Source organism: Streptomyces sp. NPDC056224 (genome assembly GCF_042267665.1).
In the GTDB taxonomy this organism is placed as follows: Bacteria; Actinomycetota; Actinomycetes; order Streptomycetales; family Streptomycetaceae; genus Streptomyces.
The window spans coordinates 722,267-746,302 of the sequence record NZ_JBHJTK010000001.1 but is presented as its reverse complement, the minus strand read 5'-3'; the positions used below and the strand labels follow the sequence as shown (position 1 = coordinate 746,302).

The window sequence follows — 24,036 nt, the reverse complement described above, 5'->3', positions numbered from 1 at the left end:
CCCGCCCGAAGCACGCGGGCACCGACGCGGTGTCAGTGGCGTGGGGCGGGGAGCGGCAGGGAGAACCAGACGGCCTTGCCCTCGGCCGTCGGGAGGGTGCCCCAGGACATGGCGAGGGAGTCGACCAGGAGGAGGCCGCGGCCGGATTCGGCGTCGGGGGCGGCGAATCGGGCCTGGGGCAGGACGGGGCTGCCGTCGCAGACCTCGACGCCCAGTTCCCCGCCGGCCTGACGCAGTCGCAGGCGGACGGGGCCGCGGCTGTACCTCACCGCGTTGGAGAGCAGCTCCGAGGCGAGCAGGCAGGCGGTGTCGCGGAGCTGGTCGTCGTCCTTGCCCCACGACGCGAGGGTGGAGCGCAGGAAGCGCCGTCCCTCGCCGACGCTGCTCGGGTCGGCGGCCAGGATCACGGTCCGCGAGGTCACCGGGGTGTCGGGAATGCGGGCGAGCAGCAGGGTGACGTCGTCGGGGTTGTCATCGGCGTCCGGCAGCAGCTCGGCCAGCAGCCGGTCGGCGGCGGCCTCCAGGCCGTCGGCCGTGGCGAGGGCCTTCTCCAGCGCCGCGGCGAGCCCGTCCACCTGCCCCTCGATGTCGCTGCCGGGGGTTTCCACCAGCCCGTCGGTGTAGAGCGCGAGCACCGAGCCCGGTTCGACCGTGTGATGGCTTTCGTGGTGGGGCACCTCGCCCACTCCGAGCGGCACGCTCACCTCCGCGGGCAGCCGGCTCACCTCCCCGCTCGCGGCGACGAGCAGGACCGGCAGGTGCCCGGCCGAGCAGACCGTGATCTCGGCGGCGTCGGCGTCGACGACCAGGTAGCAGCAGGTGACGAACTGGTCCGGGAGTTCGCTGACCACGGCGTCGAGGGCGCGCATGAGCTGCCAGGGCGGCATCCCGGTCTTGGCCAGGGCGTGGGAGGCGGATCTGAGCTGTCCCATGACGGCTGCGGCGTCCAGGCCGCGGCCCATCACATCGCCGATCATGACGCCGACCCGGCCGCCGCCCAGGGGGATCAGGTCGAACCAGTCTCCGCCCACCCCCGCGCCCTGCCGGGCAGGGAAGTAGCGGCTCGCCGTCGGCATTCCCGGCACGTCCGGCGGCGACCCCATGAGGCTCCGCTGGAGGGTGAGGGCGACGTGGCGCTGCTGCTCGTATAGCTGGGCGAGCATCTCCTCGGCGGCCTTGCGGTCCGTCACGTCGCGGATGGCCGCGGAGACCAGGGTGCCGTCCGGGGTCTCCAGGGGACTGAGGCTGATCTCGACCGGGAACTCGCGCCCGTCGCGGCACAGTCCGTACAGCTCCAGCCCCGCACCCATGGGCCGGACCTGGCGGTTGACGGAGTAGCTGTGCCGGAAGTCGGAGTGGTGGCCGCGGAACCGCGGCGGGACGAGCACTTCGACGGGCCGCCCCAGCAGCTCCTCGCGGGCGTACCCGAAGAGCGCCTCGGTCTGGGCGTTGACGAGCTGGATGATGCCCCTCTCGTCGACGATCACCATCGCGTCGGGCGCCGCCTCCAGCAGCGCCCGGAAGCGCTCCTCGGCGGCTCTTCGTTCGCTGACGTCCCGCACCGCCGCCGAGATCAGCAGTCCCTCCGGGGTCTCCAGGGGGCTGAGACTGATCTCCACGGGGAACTCGCGCCCGTCGCGGCACAGTCCGTACAGCACCAGGCCCGCGCCCATGGGCCGGACCTGGCGGCTCGCCGCGTAGCCGAGCCGGTGGGCCGGATGGTGGCCGCGGAACCGCTCGGGCACCAGCACGTCGATGGTTCGCCCCAGGAGTTCCTCCCGGGGGTAGCCGAACAGGACCTCCGCCTGGGCGTTCACCAGCCGGATCACACCGGCGTCGTCCACGATCACCATCGCGTCCGGGGCCGCTTCCAGCAGAGCCCGGAACAGCTCTTCGGTCGTCGCTGTCACGCTGTGCCTCGCACTCGTCGGATCCCGCAGAAGGGAACATCCGACCACGTGGCCGAATATCGCACCCCCGGTTGACCGGCATGCGCAGGCAATTGACCAGTTCTGCTCGGCGCCGTCGCCGACTCTGTACGACATCCGTGGCGCGGAACGGCCCCGCCGGTGTGACACCGGCGAGGCCGTGATCACGTTTTCGGACCGGCAGGGCCAAGGCGGGGTGCGTCAGAGGGCGCTCTTCGTCGCACTCGCGACGACGCACTCCTTGAACTCGCTGCCGTCGCCCTTCCCGGTGTACGCGGCCGTGGCCTCGGCCTGCTGGGACGCACCCGCCTTGACCTTGAGCGCGGTCACCTTGGCCTGGGCGAGGTCCGCGGCCGAGGTGGCACTCCCGCGGAACTTCATGGTGATGTTGTAGGTGTAGTCCACGGAACCGCTGTTGGTGACGGTGAGCCGGGCGACCAGGTTCTTGCCCGCGGCGTCCAGCTTGCAGTTGTCGATCTTGATGTCGCGCTCGGCCTTGTTGTTGCTGCCGGAACCGCCGCTGACGGTACCGCCGCTCGAACTGCCGCTGGTGCCGGTGCTACCGCTGTCGTGGTTACCGCCGCCGCTGCCCCCGCTGGAGCTGCTGTGGCTCGAACCGGAACTGCCGCCGCAGCTGCCGCCGTGGGAGCCACGGGCTCCGGTGAGTGCGACGATCGCGATTCCGAACACGGCGACCGCACGGACATGGCGAAGCTTCACGTTCAACCCCGTTGAAATATCAGTGACTGAAGACAGCCCGTCTTGACGGGCGCACGTCACCCTAACAGCGGACAGGGACAGTCTCGTCCGGCGACACCACGGCGGCGTTCTCGCCGCCGGCCGGGCGAACGGGCCGCACACCAGCGGGTACTGGACGTGACGGCGGTGGAACCCCGGCGGCCTCCGGGCCCGGCAGGGCGATCGGCGCCGGAGGGGCTCCGCCCGGCCCTCACCGGCGGGTACGAGGGACCGTCCGCGCATTGTTCGTGGAATGTACGGGTGGCGGCGCTTCGGCCGCTCCGTCCCCACCAGCCGGTTGGGAATGGGCAACGGCGTTCTCGGACCGGAGCCGGGTGCGCTGAGGTGATACCCCCTCGGGCTCGAAGCCACGTCCGTAGACGTCCGGCCGGACGGCCTGCACGTCACCCTGTCGGGCGGCCCCAGCACCCTGGCCGGCGCCTGACGTCCACACCCCGCTTCCCTGCCCGTCCGGAAATGCGAAGCCTTCAACCGGATGCTGCAATGACCGAGGAGGATTCAGCGATTCAGCAGGCCAGGCTCCTCGCCTGAAATGGACGGCCAGAACCGAGACGGGACACATCCCATGACGGCATCGGATCCGCGCCCCTCGGGGCACGCCGAGGGGACACAGCCCGAAGAGGCGGACCGGCTGCGTGCGCTGCTGCGCAGTCCCGGTTACCTCAAGGCGCTCGTGTTCTGCGCCCTCATGGGTATTCCGGTGTCGCTGGTGGCGTTCTGGTTCCTGGTCGCCCTCCACGAGCTGGAGCACCTGATGTGGAGCGGTCTGCCGGAGGCTCTGGGGTGGGACGCGCCGCCGTGGTGGTGGCCGCTGCCGCTGCTGCTCGTGGCCGGCGCGGCCGTCGGACTCGTGGTCACCCATCTGCCCGGCGCCGGCGGCCACATCCCCGCCGGGGGACTGCACACGGGCGGTGTCTCGGCGAAGGCCCTGCCCAGTGTGATCCTCGCCGCCATGATCAGCCTTCCCCTCGGCGCCACGCTCGGCCCGGAGGCCCCGTTGATCGCCCTCGGCGGCGGCCTGGCGCTGCTCTTCAGAGACCTGACGCGGGCGCCTGCGACCGCCCAGAGCACGGCACTCCTGGGCGCGGCGGGAGCAGCGGCGGCGGTCGCGGTGATCTTCGGGAGCCCGCTCATCGCGGGGGTGCTGCTCATCGAGGTGGCCGGGGTGGGCGGGCCACAGCTGTTCGCGGTCATGCTGCCCGCGCTGCTGTCGAGCGGGGTGGGCTCGCTCGTGTTCACCGGCTTCGGCCGCTGGACCGGGCTCGACGCGCCCAGCCTCTCCGTGAAGCTGGGCGTGCCCGTTCCGCACCTCGATGCCGGGGACGTGCTCTGGGCGGTCCCGATGGCAGTGGCCATCGGCGCCCTCCTGCATCTGATCATGCGAGGCGGCCGGCTGACCGCGCGGTTCGTCGCGAAGCGTACCGTCACCCGCACGACCCTGTGCGCCCTGGCGGCAGGCGTCTGCTCCGCCGTGTACGCGCTCATCACCGGCCTTTCGCCCGCTGATGTGTCGTCCTCCGGCCAGGGGACGCTGAGCCGGATGGCCGCCGATCCGCATGCCTGGGGGGTCGGGGCCCTGATCGCCGTGGTGCTCTGCACGAGCGCCGCCTACACCCTGTGCCTGGGCAGCCTGCGAGGCGGCCCCGTGTTCCCGTCCCTGTTCCTGGGCTGTGCGATCGGTGTGCTGCTCGCGCCGCTGCCGGGCCTGGGGGTCGTACCGGGAATGGCCGCGGGCATGGCGGCCGCGACGACCAGTGCCTTGCGGCTGCCGGTCAGCAGCATCGTGCTCGTCGTCGTGGTGCTCGGCAGCGTCGCCATGACCCCCGTGGTGATGCTGGCGGCCGTCGTGTCCTTCGTGACGACCCAGTTGCTGCCACCCGGGCCCGCCGTCCCGCCCGTGGGCAAATCCGCGGAACCGGCGGCCACCCCTGCCGTCGCCCCCGGCGCGTCCGGCACCGCTTGAGGTCACCGCCGTGTGCCCACGGCTCCGGTCCTCCGTGCCCGTGCCCGTGCCTCCGTACCCGTGCCTCCGTACCCGTACCTCCGTATCTGCGTCGCCCGGTCGCCGAGGTGCGCCGCGGACGGCGCGCGCCGAGAGTGGAAGTACCCGGGCCCGCACCGGACGGGCCGGAGGGGCCGGTCGCACCGCACCGCACCGCACCGAGGAGGCCGTATGGCGCGTCACCACGTGCCCGCAGCCGTGGTGCTCGTGACGGGCGTGGCGGGATCGGGGAAGTCCACGGTGGCGCGGCTGATGGCCGACCGGCTCGGCTGGGCGCAGGAGGACGCCGACGACTTCCACACTCCGGCGAACCGGGCCAAGATGGCGGCCGGCGAGCCGCTGACCGACGAGGACAGGCGCCCGTGGCTGGCCGACGTCGCGGCATGGATCGACCGGCGGATCGCAGCGCGGGAACCCGCCGTCCTCGCCGTCTCGGCACTCAAGCGCGCCTATCGGGACCAACTGACCCGGGGACGGCCCGAGGTACGTCTGGTCCATCTGCACGGTTCACGGCAGCTCGTCCGGTCCCGGCTGATGTCCAGGCACGGCCACTTCTTCCCCGCACAACTGCTGGACAGCCAGTTCGCCGATCTCCAGGAGCCGGAGCCGGACGAGCACGCCTGCGTGGTGGACGTCGACCAGCCCCCGGAGGCCGTCGCCGATGCCGTCATCGCCCTGCTCGGCACCGGCACCGGCACCGGCACCGGCACCGGCACCGGCACCGGCACCGACGAGGCTCTCCCCCTTGCCGCACCGACCGAGGAGCCGCGCGTGCCCCCCACAGCATCAGGAGAACAATGGCGGCTGCGCCACGGAGCGCACGAGGCGGTGGTGGTCGAGCTGGGCGGCGCGCTGCGCCACTACGAGGTGGGCGGTCAGCCGCTGCTCGACGGATTCGCCGCCGACGAGCGGATCACCGGCGGACGCGGGCAGCTGCTCGTGCCCTGGCCGAACCGGGTCGCCGGAGGGCGGTACCGGTTCGGGGGCGAGGACCTGCAACTCCCGCTGACCGAACCGGAGAACGGCAATGCGATCCACGGGCTCCTGAGATGGGTCCCGTGGCGGCTGCACGGCCGCAGCGAGGACACGGTCACGGTGGGCACCACCCTCTTCCCGCAGCCCGGTTACCCGTACCGGCTGGAGGTCTCCGCCGCGTACCGGCTGGGCCCGGAGGGGCTCGAGACCACCGTCACCACCACCAACGCGGGTGACACCGCCGCACCCTACGGCGTGGGCCAGCACCCCTATCTGACCGTCGGCACCGGCCTGGTGGACACCGCGCTGCTGACCGTGCCGGCAGGCACCCGGCTCGTCACCGACGAACACGGCCTGCCGACCGGTGAGGAACCGGTAGAGGGCACGGCGTACGACTTCCGCACCGCCCGGCCCATCGGCGAGGAGCGGCTGGACACCGCGTACACGGAGCTCGACCGGGACCCGGCAGGCCACTGCACGGTACGGCTGGCGCACCCTTCGGGGCGGCACGGCATCGACGTACGGCTCGTCGAGGGCATCCGGTACGTGCAGGTGTACACCGGGGACACGCTGCCGGAGCCCGGGCGGCGCCGGCGCGGTGTCGCCGTCGAGCCGATGTCCTGCCCGGCCGACGCGTTGCGCAGTGGCACGGCGCTCACCGTCCTCGAACCGGGCGGCAGCCACGTCTTCCGCTGGGTCCTTGCTCCGTGGGGGTCCTGGTGACCCCGCGGGCCGGGCCGCCGACGCCGGGGCCGATGACCGCTGACGCCTTCCGCGCGCTGCACGAGGAGCTGCGCGGCATGAGCCCGCGCACGCCCGACGACCGGCGCGGCACGCTCGGCCACCTGACGCCCGAGCGCGTGGTGGCCGCCTCCTCCGAGGTCCGCTCCGGACTCACGGTGTCGCTCGCCGCGCCCATCGAGACCAGGGCCGGCCCGGACAATCCCGAACCCGCGCGCCACCGGATGATCGCGCCCGTGGCCGGTGAGGCCGTGGCCGAGGGGCTGCACTTCGCGCGCGACCGGTTCTCGATGAACGTGCACGGGGACGCGGACAGTCATCTCGACGCGCTGTGCCACGTGCTGTTCGACGGGGAGCTCTACAACGGCGTGCCGGCGAGCAGCGTGACGCCCGGGGGAGCCCGTGCGCTCTGTGTCGAGACCGTCCGGGACGGCATCGTCGGACGTGGCGTGCTCCTGGACATCCCGCGGCTGCGGGGCGTGCCCTGGCTGGAGCCCGGGGATCACGTGACCACCGACGACCTGACCGCGGCGGAGGAGGCCCAAGGCGTCAGGGTCGGGCCGGGGGACGTGCTGTTCGTACGAGTGGGGCACCGCCTGCGGCGCCGGGAGCACGGGGCGTGGAACGCGGCCCGGGCCCGGGCCGGCCTTCATCCCACGGCCGTGCCGTTCCTGGCAGAGCGGCAGGTCTCCGTGCTGGGCGCGGACGGCAACCACGACACCGCCCCCAGCGCGGTGGCCGGGATCGACTTTCCCGTGCACGTGCTGGCGATGCACGCCATGGGACTGCATCTGATGGACTACCTGCAGTTCGAGGGCTTGACCGAGGCGTGCGAACGCGCGGGCCGGTGGTCCTTCCTGTGCGTGGTCGCGCCGCTCCGGCTTCCGTCGGCCACCGGCTCGCCGGTGAACCCGATCGCCGTTCTGTGACGCCGCGCGCGGGAGTCCCGTCCGGTCGCCGCGCACGGAAAGGGGGGATACGTTCGAAGAGGTGGGGGTGGCTGCCGTGTCCCGGCAGCGCGCACAGAGAGGGCCCGGTGACAGGGCGGGGCCCACGAGCCCGAGGACGGTGGTCGCCGTGGGCGACTCCCCGCACTACGACGTCGTCATCATCGGCACGGGCGCCGGCGGCGGTACGCTCGCCCACCGGCTCGCCCCGACCGGCAAGCGGGTACTCATCCTGGAACGCGGCGACTACCTCCCCCGTGAGCGGGACAACTGGGACTCCACCGCCGTGTTCGTGAAGGGCAAGTACCGTGCCCCGGAGTTCTGGCTGGACAAGCACGGCGAGCAGTTCCCGCCCGAGGTCAATTACTACGTCGGGGGAAACACCAAGTTCTACGGCGCCGCCCTCTTCCGGCTGCGGCCCGAGGACTTCGGAGAACTCCGCCACCACGGCGGGCTGTCGCCCGCCTGGCCGATCCGGTACGAGGACATGGAGCCCTACTACACCGAGGCCGAGCACCTCTACAAGGTCCACGGACGCCACGGCGAGGACCCGTGGGAGGGGCCGTACAGCGCCCAGTACGCCTACCCGCCGGTCGAACACGAGCCGCGCATCCAGCAGTTGAGCGACGACCTGGAGAAGCGGGGCCTGCACCCGTTCCACCTGCCCATCGGCGTCGACCTGAGCCAGGACGAGAACGGGCGGGCGACCCGCTCCAGCGTCTGCATCCGCTGCGACCGCGTGGACGGCTTCCCCTGCCTGGTACGCGGCAAGTCGGACGCCCAGGTGATCTGCGTGGAGCCCGCGCTGCGACACCCGAACGTGGAAATGATCACCAACGCACGGGTGGTCCGTCTGGAGACCGATCCGACCGGGCGGAGCGTCAGCGCGGTCGTGACCCGGGGTGAGGACGGGTCCCTGGCCTCCTACACCGGGGACATCGTGGTCGTCGCCTGCGGTGCGGTCAACTCGGCCGCGCTCCTTCTGGCCTCGGCCGACGACCGCCACCCCCGCGGGCTGGCGAACAGCTCCGACGTGGTCGGCCGGCACTACATGCGCCACAACAACCTGGCCCTGATGGCCATTTCGAAGGAACCGAACGACACCAAGTTCCAGAAGACCCTGGCCCTGCACGACTGGTACCTCGGCGCCGATGACTGGGACTACCCGCTGGGCGGCATCCAGATGCTCGGCAAGTCGGACGCCGACCAGATCCACGGCGAGGCGCCCCGCTGGGCGGGCGCGGTGACCCCGGACATGCCCTTCGAAGTCATGGCCCACCATGCGGTCGACTTCTGGCTGTGCGGCGAGGACCTTCCCCTCCCCGACAACCGGGTCACCGTCGAGGGCGACGGCACCATCCGCCTCGTGCTCGACGAGAAGAACAACGTCGAGGGGCTGAAACGCCTGCGGCACAAGCTCCAGGGCATGCTCAGCCATCTGGGGATGCACGAGCACCAGCTCCTGTCGCGCAGCATCTACCTCCACAAGGGCATGCCGATCGGCGCCACGGCGCACCAGGCCGGCACCGTACGGTTCGGCGACGACCCTGCCACGTCCGCGCTGGACGTGAACTGCAAGGCCCACGACCTCGACAACCTGTACGTGGTGGACACGAGCTTCTTCCCGAGCATCGGCGCGGTCAATCCGTCCTTGACGGCGATCGCGAACGCCCTTCGGGTGGGCGACCACCTGGTGGAACGGCTGGGCTGACCGAGAGTCTGCTCCGACCGGGGGTTGATGCTCCGCCGCGTGGCCCAAGGACGCCTCGCCCGGGCTGCCGATCCGCGCGGAGGGTGCTTCCGTGGCGTTCGGACCCTGTCGGGCCGCGGTCCGGTGGACCGGATCCGGTCCGGATCCGGACCGGGCAGTCGAGGAGGCAGTCGATCGTGAGTTCCACCGAGGGCGTACCGCAGGCAATGATCCCCGCTCACCTGCTCAAGGGCCAGAAAGCGCTGGTCACCGGCGCCAACAGCGGAATCGGGAAGGCAACGGCCATCGGCCTGGGCCGGGCCGGCGCCGATGTGGTCGTCAACTTCGTGGCCGGCAGGGAAGAGGCCGAGAAGGTGGTCGAGGAGATCAGCTCGTTCGGCGTACGCGCCGCCGCGTACGAGGCGGACGTGTCCCAGGAGGACCAGGTCGTGGCCATGATGGACCGGATGGTCCAGGAGTTCGGCACGATCGACATCCTGGTCGCCAACGCCGGGCTGCAGCGCGACGCCCCGTTCGAGGAGATGACGCTCGCCCAGTGGCAGAAGGTGCTCGACGTCAACCTCACGGGCCAGTTCCTGTGCGCGCGTGAAGCGACGAAGGAGTTCCTGCGGCGCGGCGTCGTCCCGGAGGTGTCCCGTGCGGCCGGAAAGATCATCTGCATGAGCTCCGTCCACCAGATCATTCCCTGGGCGGGCCACGCGAACTACGCCTCCTCCAAGGGGGGCGTGCACATGCTGATGACGACCCTGGCCCAGGAACTCGCGCCCAAGAAGATCCGGGTGAACGCGATCGCTCCGGGAGCCATCAAGACCCCGATCAACCGGGACGCGTGGGAGACGGCGGACGCCCGGGAGGATCTGCTCCGGCTGATCCCCTACGAGCGGATCGGCGACCCCGAGGACATCGCGCACGCGGCCGTGGCGCTCGCCTCCGACCTCATGGACTACGTCGTGGGCACCACGCTGTACGTGGACGGCGGGATGACCCTCTTCCCCGGCTTCGCCACCGGCGGCTGATCCCGCGCCCGACCCGTCATCCCGAGCGGCAAAGGAACGTATGCACCCCACGGTCCATCTGCTGGCGGCAGACGCCCCCGCCCAACTGCTCCCGGCCAGGGAGCTCATGGCGTTCACCCTCGCCTCCCACATCATCCTGGTGCCGATGGGCGTGGCGCTGCCGTTCATCACCCTCGTCATGCACTACCGCGGCCTGCGCCACAACGACGCCACGGCCCTGTTGCTGGCCCGGCGCTGGTCGGCCGTGATGGCGGTGCAGTTCGCGATCGGCGTCGTCACCGGCACCGTGCTGTCGTTCGAGTTCGGCCTCCTCTGGCCGGGCCTGATGGGCAAGTGGGGCGATGTCTTCGGCATCGGGTTCGGCGTCGAGGCCTGGGCCTTCTTCCTCGAAGCGGTGCTCATCGCCATCTACCTGTACGGCTGGCGCAGGCTGAAGCCGCGCACCCACTTCCTGCTCGGCCTGCCGCTCCCGGCCGCGGCTCTGCTCGGGGCCTTCGGCATCCTGGCCGCCAACTCGTGGATGAACACCCCGCAGGGGTTCTCGCTCGACTCCCAGGGCAACCCGGTCGACGTGGACGTCTGGAAGGCCGTCTTCACCCCGATGTTCGGGCCCCAGTACTGGCACTTCGTGGTGGCGATGCTGGTGACGGCGGGCTACGTCGTGGCGGGCGTGTACGCCGTCGGATGGCTGCGCGGGCGGCGGGACCGCTATCACCGGCTCGGCTTCACGGTCCCCTTCACCATCGCCGCGGTGGCAACTCCGGTGCAGTTCGTACTGGGGGACTCGATCGCCCGGCAGGTGTTCCACAAGCAGCCGGTGAAGTTCGCGGCGATGGAGATCGTCTGGGACACCGACACCCACGTCCCCGAGTACCTGTTCGGCCGGCTCCATCCGGACGGCACCGTCTCCGGCGGCATCAAGATCCCCCAGCTCGACTCGATCCTGGCCGGGTTCAGCCCGGACACCAAGGTGACCGGGCTGACCTCCGTACCGGCGAGCGACCGGCCGAACGCCACTCAGGCCACCATCGCCCACTGGGCCTTCGACACCATGGTGGGAATCGGCACGCTGCTGGCGGTCCTCGCCCTCTGGTACGGCCTGGTCTGGTGGCGCCAACGCCGGCTGCCCCGCTCCAAGTGGTTCTACCGCAGCGCCGCCTGCGCCGGTGTCGGCTCCGTCGTCGCCGTCGAATGCGGCTGGATCACGACCGAGGTGGGACGCCAGCCCTGGATCGTCTACCAGAACATGCGTGTGGCCGAGGCCGTGACCTCGACCCGGTCCGCCACCCTGTGGACCATGTTCGGCCTGGTGATCGTGGTGTACGTGTTCATCTTCGGGGCGTTCCTCATGGTGCTGCTGAAAATGCGTGACCGCTGGCGCCTGGCCGACGAACTGACGGACGGGCGGCCGGTGGAGGCGCCGGAGGCCGTCACCCCCTACGGCCCGCGTCCGCCGGTCCCGGCCGGCGAGGCCCGGTCTCCGGAAGACGGCGGCTCCCCGACGTCCGGGGGCGGTGGAACGTGATGGCCGACCTCGTCGCCTTCGTGATGCTGCTCGCCGTGGCCGCCTACGCCTGCGCCGGCGGCACCGACTACGGGGCGGGCTTCTGGGACCTGACGGCCGGCGGGGCCGAACGCGGCAAGCGCCCCCGATGGCTGATCGACCACGCCATGGCTCCCGTGTGGGAGGTCAACAACGTCTGGCTGATCTTCGTCCTCGTCCTCATGTGGACCGGGTTCCCCGTGATGTTCCAGACCGTGTTCACCGCGATGTGGCTCCCCCTGGCCCTGGCCGTCCTGGGCACGGTCCTGCGGGGCGCCGGATTCGCCCTGCGCAAACCCAGCCGCCGGCTGGCCCGGCGGCGTCTGTACGGCGCCGTGTTCGCCGTCGCCTCCCTGCTCACCCCGTTCTTCCTCGGGGCGGCCGTCGGCGGCGTCGCCTCCGGCCGCGTCGCGCCCGGTACCGAAGCCTCGGCGGACGCGTGGGCCAACCCCACGTCGCTCCTGTTCGGGCTGCTCACCGTCGCCGCGACCGCGCTCCTCGGCGCCGTCTTCCTGACCGCCGACGCCGTGCGCTTCGACGCCCCCGACCTCGTGGGCTACTTCCGGTTCCGCGCCCTCCTCAGCCTCGTCGCGGTCGCCCTGACGGCCGTGGGCGTGCTCCTCGTCACCCACGGCGACGCGCCCCACGTCTGGCACGGGCTCACCCACGGTGCGGGGCTCGCCCTCGCGATCGTGTCCGCGCTGTTCTTCGCCGCGACGGCGCTGTTCGTGCTGCGGGGCCGGGTCCACCGGGCCCGATTCAGCGCCGTCGGCATCGTCGGCGCGGCCGTCTTCGCCTGGGGGCTCGCCCAGCGCCCCTACCTCATCCCCACGTCCCTGACCGTGGCGGACGCCGCGGGCGATTCCCAGACCCTGGCCTGGCTGTCGGTGGTCAGCCTCGTCGCGCTGCTGCTCGTCGCCCCGGCCGTCTTCTTCCTCTACTGGATGGACACCCACGGCGAACTGGAACCCCTCACCGAGTCCGACCTGCGCCGGACCCGTCCCTCGCGGGGGGACGCGGCCGACGGCGACTGACCCGGCGGCGACCGACCCGGCGGCGCCGCACCGGCCCGGTGGGCGCCGCCCCGTCCCGCCGGCCCGGGCCGGCGGCTCCCGCACCCCCGTCGACTCCCCCGTCGCACGCGTGAAGCGAGGAAGGAAGGCGCTGTGAGCGAGAACGACATCCTCCTCGGCATCGCCCTGGTCGTGACCCTGGCGACGACCTGCCAGATCCTCGCTAGCAAACTGCGCGTCCCCGCGCTGATCCTGCTGCTGCCGGCCGGTTTCACCGCGGGCGCCCTGACCGACATCGTGCATCCGGACCAGCTGGTCGGGGAGGACTTCTCCGCCCTGGTGTCCCTGTCCGTGGCGGTGATCCTCTACGACGCCGGTCTCGGCCTCGACCTGCGCAACCTCACCGGCCACACCCGCGCGGTCGTGGGCAGGCTGCTGCTCTTCGGAGTGGCTTTCACCTTCTTCTCCGTCTGTGCCGTCGGTCCGGCCCTGTTCAGCATGTCGCTCAGGGTGGCCGCGATGGTGGGCATGATCCTCGTCGTGTCGGGGCCCACGGTCGTCGGGCCCCTGCTCCAGTACGTGCGGCCGACGGACAGGGTACGGCGCCTGCTGATCTGGGAGGGGACGCTGACCGACCCGATCGGCGCCATCCTCGGGGCCATCGTCTTCCACGCCATCGCGACGACGCACCAGATCGACATCGGGCGCGGGTATCAGATCGGCCAGTTCCTCATCAGCATGGCCGTGGGCCTCGTCGGCGGATGCGTCGGGGTGGCGCTGCTGTGGCTGACCCTGCGCCTGCTACGGCTCGGCGAGGTGCTCGGTACGCTGGCACAACTGGCCACGGTGATCGCCGTGTCGGCAGGATGCGACATCATCCGCGACGACACCGGGCTCATCGCAGCGATCGTCACCGGTATGGCCGCGGCCAACATCCGCGGCTTCGACATGCCCGCCCGTCGGCCCTTCTTCGAGACACTGGTCCAGCTGATCATCGGGCTGTTGTTCATCTCCATCTCGGCCAGCGTCACCCCGGCCTCCCTGATGCCCGTGCTCCTTCCCACGCTCGTCCTCGTCGTGCTCCTCGTCCTCGTGGTGCGGCCGCTCGTGGCCTTCATCGCCACCATGGGCAAGAACATGACCATGGGAGAACGGGCGTTCGCGGGATGGATGGCCCCGCGCGGCATCGTCGCGGCGTCCACCGCGGCGGCCTTCTCCGCAACCCTCGTCGAAGTGGGGCTGCACGGGGCGTCCAAGATCCTGCCCATCACCTTCCTGGTGATCGTCTCGACGGTCGTGCTGTACGCCCTGACCGCGGGCCCCGTCGCCCGGCGGCTCGGCGTCGCCACGCCGAACCGCACCCGGCCCCTCCTGGTGGGAGGCGCTCCGTGGGTGATCGCACTGGGAACGACCCTGCGGTCGGCGGGGCTCGACGTGCAGATGTGGGCGGGACTGGACGAGGAGCGCGAACGGATCAGGGACGCCGGAATCACCTTGGCGAGAGGGGATCTGCTGGCGACGGCGACCAACCCCCGGGCGCGGCTGGAGGGAGTCAACGCCGTCTACCTCCTCACCGACGACGACGACTTCAACGCGCTCGCCTCGGTGCTGGTCGAGGGCAACGTCGAGGGCCCCGTCTACCGGGTGGCACCGCCCCACGAGAGCCATGGCGTCGTCGCGCCCTACACGGGCAGCACCGTCCTGTTCGGCCGCTCGCTCGTCCGGCACGTCCTGGCGGCACGGTACGAGCAGGGCGCCCGGTTCCTGGTGCAGCCCGCGTCCGATCCGCTCCCGCCGGGACACGAGACGCTGTTCGTGGTCCGCGGTGACGGTCGGCTGGAGCCGGTCGACGAGACGCAGCCCGTCCTCCCGGAACAGGGCGACCTCCTCGTCCTGCTCGGCCCCGTGCCGTCGCCGCCGGCCTAGAAGGCTGATGAAGATCCTGTTGTGGGGCTGTCCGGCCGTAGGCCGGGTGGCCCCTGGGTCTATGTGGTGGCGGGGGTGAGGGCCCAGGTGGTGCCGGTGTGGGTGAGTCCGAGGTTGATGAGGCGGCGGAGGTTGAGGGCGGCTGCCCGATTGTGGAGCCAGGTGTTGTTCTTGAGGACGCCGCGGTAGGGGACGCGGCGGTTGCCTCTGGCGACGAGCCAGGCGATGGCGCGTTCGACGGGTGGTCGCCAGCGGCGGTATTCGTCCTGCCATTCCTGGCTGGTGGCGGCCTGGTCCCGGGCGGCTTTGAGGAGGTCGTACTGGGGATGGACACTGAAGACGCGTCCGGTCTTGGACCTGGTGCAGCGGTCGCGCAAAGGGCAATCGAGGCAGAGCTTCTTGAACTGGGCCTGGCGGTTGCCTCCTGCGAGGGGGCGGCCGAGGGGCTTGGTGTGGCCGGCCGGGCAGGTGACGGTCCCGGCCTGGGTGTCGACCTGGAAATCGTCCGTGCTGAATCCGCCGGGGACTGCCTGCCGCAGTGGCGGCGGCTTGATCACCAGGGTGTGGCCGTCGGCTTCGAGGCTCTGGCGGAGGTCGCCGGTGCCGTAGGCCGTGTCGCCGAGGACGGTCAGTTCCTGGTCCTCGTCGGCGAGGAGGTCTGGGGCGACGGCGGCCTCGTGGTTGTCGGCTCCGCTGCCGGCGGTGAGAGCGACCTCGGTGAACAGTCCCGCCTCGGGCTCGAACACGGCATGCGCACGGAAGCCCTCCTGATGGCGGGTTCGGTTCTTGTGGATGTGCCGGGCCTCGGGATCAATCGTGGACACCACGCGGTCGGGTGCGGTCCCCCGGGTGATGCGCCAGCGTCCGTCACGGCCGTCGGACTCCTGGGCCGGTTCGACGTCCTGGCCTGCGACCAGGGCCAGCAGGCCGGCCGCGTTCGCGGCCTTCTCGCCGAGTTCTTGTTCGGGCAGGTGGCCCAGCAGCCGCAGCGCGTCACCAACGAGGGCGTCCACCAGGTCCGCCCTGGCCTGCTGGTCGTTCCAGGCGATCCTCGGTTTGCCCGGGTCGCCGTAGTCGTGGGCGGTGCACTGCACGGCCGCGACAGGTCCGGCGCCGGGGACCTCACGGATCACTGCCCGCACGGCGGAAATCAGCTGGGTGACGGTGTCCTGGGTGGCCACCGCATCGTCGAGGACGGTGGAGTCCAGTGCCCGCCGGTGCTTTCCCTTCAGCACGCCAGTGGCCTTCACGACCTCGCGCACCGCCTCGAAGACCCGGTTCGGGCGGGCCGAGCGGGCCAGGCGGCGGCGGAAGTAGGCCAGCAGCGAAGGATCGAACGCCATATCGTGCAAGCCGAGCCCACACGCGGCCTTCCACCGCAGGTCACAGCGTAATTCCTGGACCGTCTCGAAGTCCGACATCCCATGCAGGGCCTGCAAAGTGATCGCTGCGGCCAGAACCTGCGGAGGCATTGACGGACGGCCGTTCGCCGACGGATACATGTCCTCGAACATCACCGCGGGAAATAGCTGCCCACGGTGCTCGGCCAGGAACGCGAACACGCTCCCGACCGGGATTAACTCCCGGCACGTAGCCCACACATCCGGCCCGGCCGTCTCCCCGACCCACTCCCCTTGAACCACGAAAACGAGTCTGGCCCCGCCGCTCCCGCGGCGGGGCCAGAACCCAACATTTTCATCAGCCTTCTAGGCCGTGTCTTTCGGATCTGCCGGGCCCGCGGCGTCCGGCCTGATCAAAGGACACGGCCTGACCTGCAGGGCGGTCGTGTGCTGATCGCTCCCTTGCTGAAGAAGAGGCCTCGCCCGATGGCCTGTTGGACAGTCCCTCGGCCATGAGGCCACTGCCCACTGGCTGGCCTGCGTGCGGCCAGGATCCGGGGAAGGTGGCCGCCGCGCCTCAGCCATAACCTCGACACCCGCGCGCACCTCGCCCGTTTCGGAGGCCGGAACGTCTACGGCTGACCTGGTTACGCAGATCGTGGCGCCCCGCGCCGTGCCCGGGCTGTCGCGGGGGTGGACCCGTGCGGGTGCCCGTAGCGTGCGGTCATGCCTGATGTTCTGTCCGCTCGGAAGCGGTCAACGCTCTTCGACCGGTTTGCGGAACGGGCAGGACGTCGCCGCCGCGCCACTGGCCGCGGCCCTCGACGTGCGGGCAGTGTTCACCGCGGCCCGTACTGACACGGCCCTCGCGCTGCTCTTGGCGGGCACCGGCCTGACGGAGTCGGCGCCACAGGCATCACCGACCGCGCCGAGTGTCTGCGGCTTCTCGCTCTGGGCCGCACGCCCAGCCTCGCCGCGCAGATTCCCTTCGACGGCGCCGGTAAAGCCGGTCATTGGCGCTGCGACGATCCGGCGTGCGCGAGGTCATGCGACGCGGCCAAGGAACTCCCCCACCGCTGCGGCCCCCGGGCAGCCGGCCCCGGCCGAAGCCGCTGTCCCCGCACACCGGCAACAGGCCGCGCCCAGCGGGGAGAGCGCGCGGCCGGCAGCACCCGGTGCTGTTCCGGAAACCCGTAAGAGAGCCCCCGGCCGCCGGGAATCCATGCGCGGCCGTTGCCCAAGCCCTCCGTGTTCGTGATGGCCCGGCAGGTGACCGCGCACCACCGGAACGCGCCGCCGCACGCCCAGAGCGCTCCGCCAAACGGTTGATATCGTATCAATCTCCTTGGTGAGGGAGTCACTCTGATGGGTCAATTCAGGTGTCTGCATCAATGGGGTGATGATCCATCGAGCCCCCGCGGACAAGCCTCCCTCCCGGGACTGAACTCATCCCGTCCGGACGGGCCTCCGCACATCCCCATCTGCCGGCGGCCGGACGCGCGGCCTGGGTCGGTTCGGACGTCGGTGGATCGGAACACCCAGTCGCTGCTCGGAGAAGACTTCCGAGTGAGGAGGAACCCTCGTGCCCATCAGTCCCAACCAAGGCTCCACCAGCGGCGGAACATCCGTCACCATCACCGGCGTGAACCTGGCCGGTGCCACCGCCGTCCACTTCGGGTCCCGGACGGCCACGATCACCGCGAACACCCCGACCATGATCAGCGTCATCGACCCCGCGGGCTGCGGAGTCGTCGACGTCAACGTGACGACGGCGGGAGGGACGAGCAACTCGCTCTCCTTCTTCTACATCAGCCCGCCGATCGCGGTGTCCCTCGACCCGGGCTCGGGTCCGACCGCGGGCACCAACACGGTCACCATCAACGGCTACGGCCTCTCCACTGCCACCACCGTGTCCTTCGGCTCCAACAGCGCGACCCCGACGGTCGTCTCGGACAGCCAGCTGTCGGTGGTCGTGCCTGCCGGCAGCTCCAGCGGCTCCGTCGACGTCACCGTCACCACCACCGGGGGCACGACCGCTCCGCTCACCTACGCCTACGTCGACGCGCCGACACTGGTCTCGCTCACACCCACCTCGGGGACGACGTCCGGCGGCACCTCGGTGACCGTCAACGGCAGCGGCCTGGCGTCCACCACGGCCGTCACCTTCGGCGCCACCGCCGCGTCCTTCGCAGTGCTGAACAGCGCCACGCTGGTGGCCGTCACACCGCCCGGCACCGCAGGTTCCGTCGATGTCGTCGTGACCACAGGGGGCGGTAGCGCCACCCTCAGCGACGGCTTCACCTACATGTCCGGCCCCGGCATCTGACGGTGTCTCGGGCACACGGCCGCGCACGGGCTCCGGCCCTCTGCGGTCCACCGGCCCGTGCCCAGCGGAAGCGGTGCGGGCACGGGTGCGCCCGCCCGCACCGCTTCCGTGCCCCCAGCTTGCGGCCCGGCCAGGCCGACCACACCCCTTGGAGTCACCGTGGCCCCTCCCGTCCTCACTTCGGTCGTACCCAACACGGGTCCGGCGGCGGGCACCAATCCCGTGACCCTGAACGGAAGCCAGTTCACCGGCGCCACCGCGGTCATGTTCGGATCCGCGGCCGCCCTGTCGTACACGGTCAACACCCCGTCGACGATCAAGGCGACCGTCCCGCCCGGAACCGGCACGGTCAACGTCACCGTGCGCACACCCGCCGGGCTCAGCAACACGGTCGCCTACACCTACGCGCCCACGCCGACCCTCAGCGCGATCGCGCCGAACCAGGGCCCGACGTCCGGCGGGACCAACGTGGTCCTCACCGGCACCGGCCTCACCGGGACCACCGCCGTCACCTTCGGCGGCACCCCCGCGACCTCCTTCACCGTCAACTCCGCCACCCAGATCACCGCCGTCACACCGGCCGGCACCGGCGCGGTGGCGGTCACCGCGACCACCGTCGGCGGCACCTCGGGGCCGGTGTTCTTCTACTACCTCAACGCGCCCTCGCTGCTGTCCGTCTCGCCCGCCGAGGGCCCGGCGACCGGCGGGACCAGCGTGGTCCTCGCCGGCGCCGGCCTCACCGGGACCACCGCCGTCACCTTCGGCGGCACCCCCGCGACCTCCTTCACCGTCAACTCCGCCACCCAGATCACCGCGGTCACCCCGCCCGGAACCGGCTCCGTCGCGTGCACCGTCACTGGTCCCGGCGGCACCAGCAACTCCGTCATCTACACCTATCTGGCGGCGCCGGCGCTCACCGCGCTCTCGCCCGCGCAGGGGCCGACGGACGCGGGCGCCGCCGTGACCCTGACAGGTACCGGGCTGACCACGACGTTCGCGGTCCACTTCGGCGCAGCACCGGCGGCCTTCACCGTGGTGTCGGACACGACCGCGATCGCGATCGCCCCGGCGGGTCCGGCGGGTTCGGTGCCGGTGAGCGTCACGACGTCGGGCGGCACCAGCAACTCGCTCGCCTACCAGCGCGTCGCGCCTCCCGCGATCTAGCTGGTGCCACCACCCCGGCGCCAACGGCCCGCGCCTGCACCGACCACCGGCCACCGGCCACCGGCCACCGGCCAATGAAGCCATTCGAACGAGCCGATGACTCAGGTGGGTCCGCCGGCACCCGCGCCTCCCGCACATGCCATCAAAAGCGGCCTAAGGTCACACTCCGAACGGTTACGGCGAACCCCCGCCTGACGATCGGACCGAGGAGGCCCCTCAGTGAAAGTGTGGCGTGCAGGCAAAGCCGGACTCATGGTCGCCGTAGCGGCGGCGACAGTGCTGTCCATCGCTCCGTCGGCTGCGGCTGCCGATCCGTCGTCGACCACGGTCCAGGCCACGCCCTCCTCGGCCACGACCGGGCAACTGGTGACCCTCGACGCGACGGTGACCTGCAGCTCGGACCCGAGCGGCGGCCTTGGCGTGTCCTTCTTCGACGGCCCGGACCTCCTTGCGACCGCACCCGTCTCCGCCGACGGACACTCCTCACTGACCACCGGTTTCACGACCACCGGAACACACACCATCACCGCCGCCTACAACGGCGACGACGGTTGCAGCGCTTCGAGCGACACGACTACCGTCACCGTGTCCCAAGCCCCGGCTCCCCCGGCCAACGCCCCGGGCTGCCTGCTGTGCGGGCTGATCGACTTCAACGTCGGGGACGTCCACAACGAGGTCAACGTCAACAGCCAGAATGTGACGGGCGTCCACAAGTGAGCCCGGCCCGCCGGCCGCTGGACGCACCCGGCGGTCGGCGGTCGACGCCCGGGACTTCTCCCATGAGAGTCAGATGCCTGCAGATCATCCACCCCGCCGCCGACATCCCGGTCGCTGAGTACGCCGGGATCCGGGTGGGCGGCATCTACCCCGTCCTGGAGATGGTCGCCTACGACATCGATTGCCAGATCCGCGTCCTCGGCCCCGGTACCCCAGACCCCGGACTGCTGTGGAACCCCGCCGACTTCGAGACAGTGGACCCCCGAATACCACCCGGCTGGACCCTGGTCATCGCCGACGGCCGCACCCGCCTCACGGACGCCCGCTGGCAGCGCCCCGGATTCTGGACCGACTACGCCCATGGTGACCCGCGGGCCCTGGCTGACTACGAGCACGTGAAGCGTGAACTCCTCGCCGCCGCGCCACACGAGAACTCGTGAACGCGACCCTCCACTCCCTGACCGTGCCACCCGCGCCCGCGTCCCGGCTGTGGGTCTCCCCGGTAGCGGCCCGCTCCCGCTCCACCACACCCACCGCCGCGGTGCGTCGTGCACGCGGGACCGGCTGGGTGTTCAGGCTTTGCCGTAGGGCGTCGCCGGGCCGTGAGCGGGGATCAAGGGCTCACCGCGCCCACTCCACCCGTCGAACCTGTGCAGGGGCGGGCGGCGTCGGCCGTCCGGCCCGGGTGATTCTCGGTCCGGGGTGTGGCTGTGCAGGTTGTTTGGTCGTTGCGCAGTTCCGCCGGTCCTCGGGATGAGGCCAAGTGTGGGGTGCCGGCTTCTGGCTGTAGTCGCGGCCGAGGGGAGTGGCGGGCGGTGTTCACCGTCCGTCCGGGTCGCCGAGCGGTGCGGTGAACCTTGACTGCCAGCCATCCTCCGTCAGCACCACCAGCTCGACCGCCGCCGCCCGGGTACGCAACGGCAGCAGGCTGCCGATCGCAGCGCGGACATGGGCGGCAGCCGTCGGGTTGTCCGCGCCCATGGCGACCGTGACATGGGCGGCGGGCCGCGCCCCGAAGCGGCCCCTGTACGCGCGCAACCCAGGCCACCGGGCGCGGAACGCATCGACGATCGGTTGGAGTCCCGGAACGGTGACGGCGACGAAGCCGGGCGCCGTCACGACCTCCTCCACGAGCAGATCAGCTGCCGGAAAACTCGCCGCCAGGGAACGCACGCCCTTCTCGTCCTGAACCGTCAGCGCCGATTCCGGCACGAACGGGTAGAGGAGCGAGACGTGCGCCGGCACCCCACGACGCACCAGAGCCGGGTCGATACGCCACGCCGCATCGAGGAGCGGGGCGGCATCGGGCAAGACAATGACGACGGCAGTGGTCCCTGACTCTGCCACGCCGTCATCATCGCAGGCCAGTCCGCTACTGCGCCCATTGCACTCCGAGGTGGGCGAGAGCGGAGGGGTGGGCGTGGTCGAGGCGGTCGCGGCCGGCGCCTTGGCTGGTGATTCAGACGCCCGCACGGTGCCCCGTTCCCGTCCGGGAGGTGCTCGATGGGCGTTCAGGGTGCGGTTCTGGTGTTGTCGAGCCGTTCGACGCGCGCTACGTTCTCCCGGTCCTCGGCGTCCGCGCTCGCCTCGGCGGCGAACCAGGCGTCGAGGATCTCCTTGAGCAGCGGTTCCGAGGTCAGGCGCAGGCTGAGCGCGAGCACGTTGGCGTCATTCCAGCGGCGCGCACCGTCCGCCGTGTAGGCATCCGTGCACAGGGCCGCGCGTACGCCGGGAACCTTGTTCGCGGCGATCGAGGCGCCCGTACCCGTCCAACAGCACACGACGGCCTGGTCGGCGTTCCCGGCGGCCACCTCGCGGGCCGCCGCCTCCGAGCAGGCTGCCCACTGCGGATCGTCGCCGGGGCTCAGCGCCCCGTACGTCACCACGTCGTGTCCGCGATCGCGCAGTTGCCCGAGGAGTGCGCGAGCCACGGGTTCGTCCATGTCCGAGGAAACGGAGATCCGCATGCCCCGAGATTAACCGGCCGTGGAACGGACGGTCGCCGCGAGTCGCGCAATGGCCTGGCCTTTCGGCCGGTCGCGGACGGAGCCGACCGGATTTGAACCGGCGTCCTCGCGGTTTTGGAGACCGCGCGCGTCGACCTCTGCGCTACGGCTCCGCCCACCCGTCGGGCGGCCGACGCTACTTTGACGACACTCGCCAGGCGGCCCCGACCGCTCTCACCATGCTGAGTCGATGCCGAGGTGGGCGCGGCACCTCGTGGTCCGAGTGCCAGGCCTTCACCTCGACGGCCACCTCTGTTTGTCATCGGCATCCTCGATGAACCACAGGGCACGGGCCAAAGCCTCGGCCAGGGCGTGGGGCAGAGATGGATGTACGGGCATCACAGTGGACTCCCAGCAGGTCAACGGCAGAGTCCGGCCACACCACCACACCCCACTGACGTCTCTTTCCGTGACTTCCACAGAGAGTGGACCAGAGCTTGATTTCACCTACACGGCCACGAGGTGGGGCTGCGGCCGCACCCAGGGAGTGAAGCGGGTGACATGTCCCTCGTCACTGACGCTGTCGCCGGCGCCGGCCATCGGCCGGGTGGGGGATGGTGCGGATGCGGCCTTGGGGGCAGGAGTCTGGCTCAGGCCGACCGCGACGTCCTTACCCGGCAGCTCGCCCACGAGGGCGAGCAGTGCCATGCCCTGGCCGACTTCCTCGCTGGCCGGGGCACGACACCCGCGACGTTGGCCTAGCTAGCCAGGAAACCCCAGTCGGCTGCTCCCGCGGACAGTCGGGGTGTGGACGGTCACGTAATCCCCCAGGGCAAACGTCACGCAATTCCCCAGGTGTCCGGTGGGGGCATTGACCGATGGGCGCCCAGGTCGTCCGGCGCGCTCGGATCGGAGCGGCTTCATGCCGTTCGGCAGCGCCTGATCCGCTGCCCAGCAACCGTAACCGGATAGGTCATCCGATTGTGTGCTACGGTCCGGGTAAACGGATGAACTATCCGCATAACCGGGTGGAGGAGCGCATGAAGAAGACAGCTGTGGTCACGGCGGGGACAGCCGGCATCGGACTGGAGACAGCCCTGGGGCTGGCCGACGCCGGGTTCTTCGTCACCGTGGTCGGACGCAACGCCGACAGGGGTGCCCAGGCGGTCGACCGAATCAACGCGATGAACCCGTCCCATCCCGCGCGGTTCCTGCCCGCCGACCTCGGCTCGCTCGACCAGGTGCGCGCGCTCGCCGACCAGATCGCCGCCGAACACGCCACCTCTGGCGACCCCCTGACCGTGCTGGTCAACAACGTCGGCGCGATGTTCCCGGAGCCACAGACCCTGGACGGGATCGAAGCGTCGTTCCTCGTCAACCACCTTTCGCCGTACCTGCTGACGGAACTGCTACTGCCCACGCTGACGGCCGACGCGCCCAGCAGGATCGTGAACGTGACATCGAGTGCAGTCGGGCTCGCGCAGCGGTCCTTCGACACCCTTGAGCCGCCCGGCGGCTACTACGGCTTCCACTGGTACGCCCGCGCCAAGCTCGCCAACCTCGCCTACACGCTCGACCTTGCCACCCGACTCCAAGGCACGGCCGTCTCTGTCTTCGCCGCCGACCCCGGAGGCGCCGCAACCGACATGACCAACGGCACCATGACCGACCCGAAGATCGTCTCACCAGCCCTGCGGCTGCTGTGGCCCCTGGTACGCCGCAAGTTCGAGCGCTCCACTTCGGGTCCGGCGTCCCTGGCTGCCCGGCCCTCGATCGTCGCCGCCACCGACGCCACCCTTACGGGCCGGACCGGCATCGTCATCGGAGCCCAGACCCACCCGGTGAAACCTCTGCGCGCAGCCACAGACCCCCGCGTCGCCCAGGACGTGCGCCGGCTCAGCGAACGGCACGCACCCCTCACGACAACCTGACCCGCCAAGCGGCACGGGTACCAGCGGCGGCATCATCCGGATGAGCCATCC

The 24,036-nt window shown here is 71.0% G+C and carries 19 protein-coding genes and 1 tRNA gene; 13 read left to right on the top strand and 7 right to left on the bottom strand.

Going from position 1 to position 24,036, the window contains the following annotated elements; genetic code table 11:
• Positions 1-32: 32 nt before the first annotated feature.
• Entirely contained in the window at positions 33-1,910 is a 1,878-nt protein-coding gene (locus ACFCZ1_RS03410) for a PAS domain S-box protein (RefSeq protein ID WP_376676623.1), read from the bottom strand.
• A gap of 219 nt (positions 1,911-2,129) precedes the next feature.
• Positions 2,130-2,648 carry a hypothetical protein gene (locus ACFCZ1_RS03405; RefSeq protein ID WP_376676622.1) on the bottom strand — a complete coding sequence of 173 codons (519 nt, stop codon included), beginning with the start codon at positions 2,646-2,648 and terminating at the stop codon, positions 2,130-2,132.
• A gap of 604 nt (positions 2,649-3,252) precedes the next feature.
• Between ACFCZ1_RS03405 and ACFCZ1_RS03400 the strand changes: the two genes are divergently transcribed.
• The 8 genes from ACFCZ1_RS03400 to ACFCZ1_RS03365 all read left to right on the top strand — a co-directional run bounded on the left by ACFCZ1_RS03400 (position 3,253) and on the right by ACFCZ1_RS03365 (position 14,561).
• Entirely contained in the window at positions 3,253-4,650 is a 1,398-nt protein-coding gene (locus tag ACFCZ1_RS03400) for a chloride channel protein (protein ID WP_376676621.1), read from the top strand.
• A gap of 210 nt (positions 4,651-4,860) precedes the next feature.
• The gene (locus tag ACFCZ1_RS03395; protein WP_376676620.1) at positions 4,861-6,387 is read left to right on the top strand and encodes a gluconokinase, GntK/IdnK-type; all 1,527 of its coding nucleotides are present in this window, start codon (positions 4,861-4,863) and stop codon (positions 6,385-6,387) included.
• A gap of 32 nt (positions 6,388-6,419) precedes the next feature.
• Positions 6,420-7,334 carry a cyclase family protein gene (locus ACFCZ1_RS03390; protein WP_376676619.1) on the top strand — a complete coding sequence of 305 codons (915 nt, stop codon included), beginning with the start codon at positions 6,420-6,422 and terminating at the stop codon, positions 7,332-7,334.
• 148 nt (positions 7,335-7,482) lie between these two features.
• Positions 7,483-9,063: a GMC oxidoreductase gene (locus tag ACFCZ1_RS03385; protein WP_376676618.1), complete on the top strand. Its 1,581-nt coding sequence runs from the start codon at positions 7,483-7,485 to the stop codon at positions 9,061-9,063.
• Between the two features lie 206 nt (positions 9,064-9,269).
• Positions 9,270-10,079, top strand: coding sequence for an SDR family oxidoreductase (locus tag ACFCZ1_RS03380; RefSeq protein WP_376676784.1), 810 nt, complete (start codon positions 9,270-9,272; stop codon positions 10,077-10,079).
• A gap of 40 nt (positions 10,080-10,119) precedes the next feature.
• A complete protein-coding gene (locus tag ACFCZ1_RS03375; RefSeq protein WP_376676617.1) occupies positions 10,120-11,604 on the top strand; it encodes a cytochrome ubiquinol oxidase subunit I in 1,485 nt (494 codons plus the stop codon).
• On the top strand, positions 11,604-12,656 hold the full coding sequence (locus ACFCZ1_RS03370; RefSeq protein WP_376676616.1) for a cytochrome d ubiquinol oxidase subunit II: 1,053 nt from the start codon (positions 11,604-11,606) through the stop codon (positions 12,654-12,656). The genes ACFCZ1_RS03375 and ACFCZ1_RS03370 overlap by 1 nt, the downstream gene beginning before the upstream one ends.
• A 132-nt stretch (positions 12,657-12,788) precedes the next feature.
• Entirely contained in the window at positions 12,789-14,561 is a 1,773-nt protein-coding gene (locus ACFCZ1_RS03365) for a cation:proton antiporter (protein ID WP_376676615.1), read from the top strand.
• Between the two features lie 59 nt (positions 14,562-14,620).
• Here ACFCZ1_RS03365 and ACFCZ1_RS03360 read toward each other — a convergent pair whose 3' ends face one another.
• Complete coding sequence (locus ACFCZ1_RS03360) at positions 14,621-16,162, bottom strand: IS1182 family transposase (protein ID WP_376676783.1); 1,542 nt, start codon at positions 16,160-16,162, stop codon at positions 14,621-14,623.
• Positions 16,163-17,483: 1,321 nt separating this feature from the next.
• On the opposite strand from ACFCZ1_RS03360, the gene ACFCZ1_RS03355 reads away from it, so the two are divergent.
• The 4 genes from ACFCZ1_RS03355 to ACFCZ1_RS03340 all read left to right on the top strand — a co-directional run bounded on the left by ACFCZ1_RS03355 (position 17,484) and on the right by ACFCZ1_RS03340 (position 20,548).
• Positions 17,484-18,227, top strand: a complete 744-nt coding sequence (locus tag ACFCZ1_RS03355; RefSeq protein WP_376676614.1) for an IPT/TIG domain-containing protein — start codon at positions 17,484-17,486, stop codon at positions 18,225-18,227.
• Between the two features lie 159 nt (positions 18,228-18,386).
• Positions 18,387-19,391 carry an IPT/TIG domain-containing protein gene (locus tag ACFCZ1_RS03350; RefSeq protein WP_376676613.1) on the top strand — a complete coding sequence of 335 codons (1,005 nt, stop codon included), beginning with the start codon at positions 18,387-18,389 and terminating at the stop codon, positions 19,389-19,391.
• Positions 19,392-19,643: 252 nt separating this feature from the next.
• Positions 19,644-20,108 carry an Ig-like domain repeat protein gene (locus ACFCZ1_RS03345; protein WP_376676612.1) on the top strand — a complete coding sequence of 155 codons (465 nt, stop codon included), beginning with the start codon at positions 19,644-19,646 and terminating at the stop codon, positions 20,106-20,108.
• A 62-nt stretch (positions 20,109-20,170) separates the two neighbouring features.
• Entirely contained in the window at positions 20,171-20,548 is a 378-nt protein-coding gene (locus ACFCZ1_RS03340; RefSeq protein WP_376676611.1) for a hypothetical protein, read from the top strand.
• Between the two features lie 379 nt (positions 20,549-20,927).
• On the opposite strand, the gene ACFCZ1_RS03335 is transcribed toward ACFCZ1_RS03340, so the two are convergent.
• From ACFCZ1_RS03335 to ACFCZ1_RS03320, 4 genes are all read right to left on the bottom strand, one after another.
• A complete protein-coding gene (locus ACFCZ1_RS03335; protein WP_376676610.1) occupies positions 20,928-21,455 on the bottom strand; it encodes a 2'-5' RNA ligase family protein in 528 nt (175 codons plus the stop codon).
• Positions 21,456-21,619: 164 nt separating this feature from the next.
• A complete protein-coding gene (locus ACFCZ1_RS03330) occupies positions 21,620-22,075 on the bottom strand; it encodes an RpiB/LacA/LacB family sugar-phosphate isomerase (RefSeq protein WP_327280375.1) in 456 nt (151 codons plus the stop codon).
• Between the two features lie 77 nt (positions 22,076-22,152).
• Positions 22,153-22,227, bottom strand: a tRNA-Trp gene (locus ACFCZ1_RS03325).
• 334 nt (positions 22,228-22,561) lie between these two features.
• Positions 22,562-22,762: a hypothetical protein gene (locus ACFCZ1_RS03320; protein ID WP_376676609.1), complete on the bottom strand. Its 201-nt coding sequence runs from the start codon at positions 22,760-22,762 to the stop codon at positions 22,562-22,564.
• A 332-nt stretch (positions 22,763-23,094) separates the two neighbouring features.
• Between ACFCZ1_RS03320 and ACFCZ1_RS03315 the strand changes: the two genes are divergently transcribed.
• The gene (locus ACFCZ1_RS03315) at positions 23,095-23,985 is read left to right on the top strand and encodes an SDR family NAD(P)-dependent oxidoreductase (protein ID WP_376676608.1); all 891 of its coding nucleotides are present in this window, start codon (positions 23,095-23,097) and stop codon (positions 23,983-23,985) included.
• Positions 23,986-24,036: the final 51 nt, after the last annotated feature.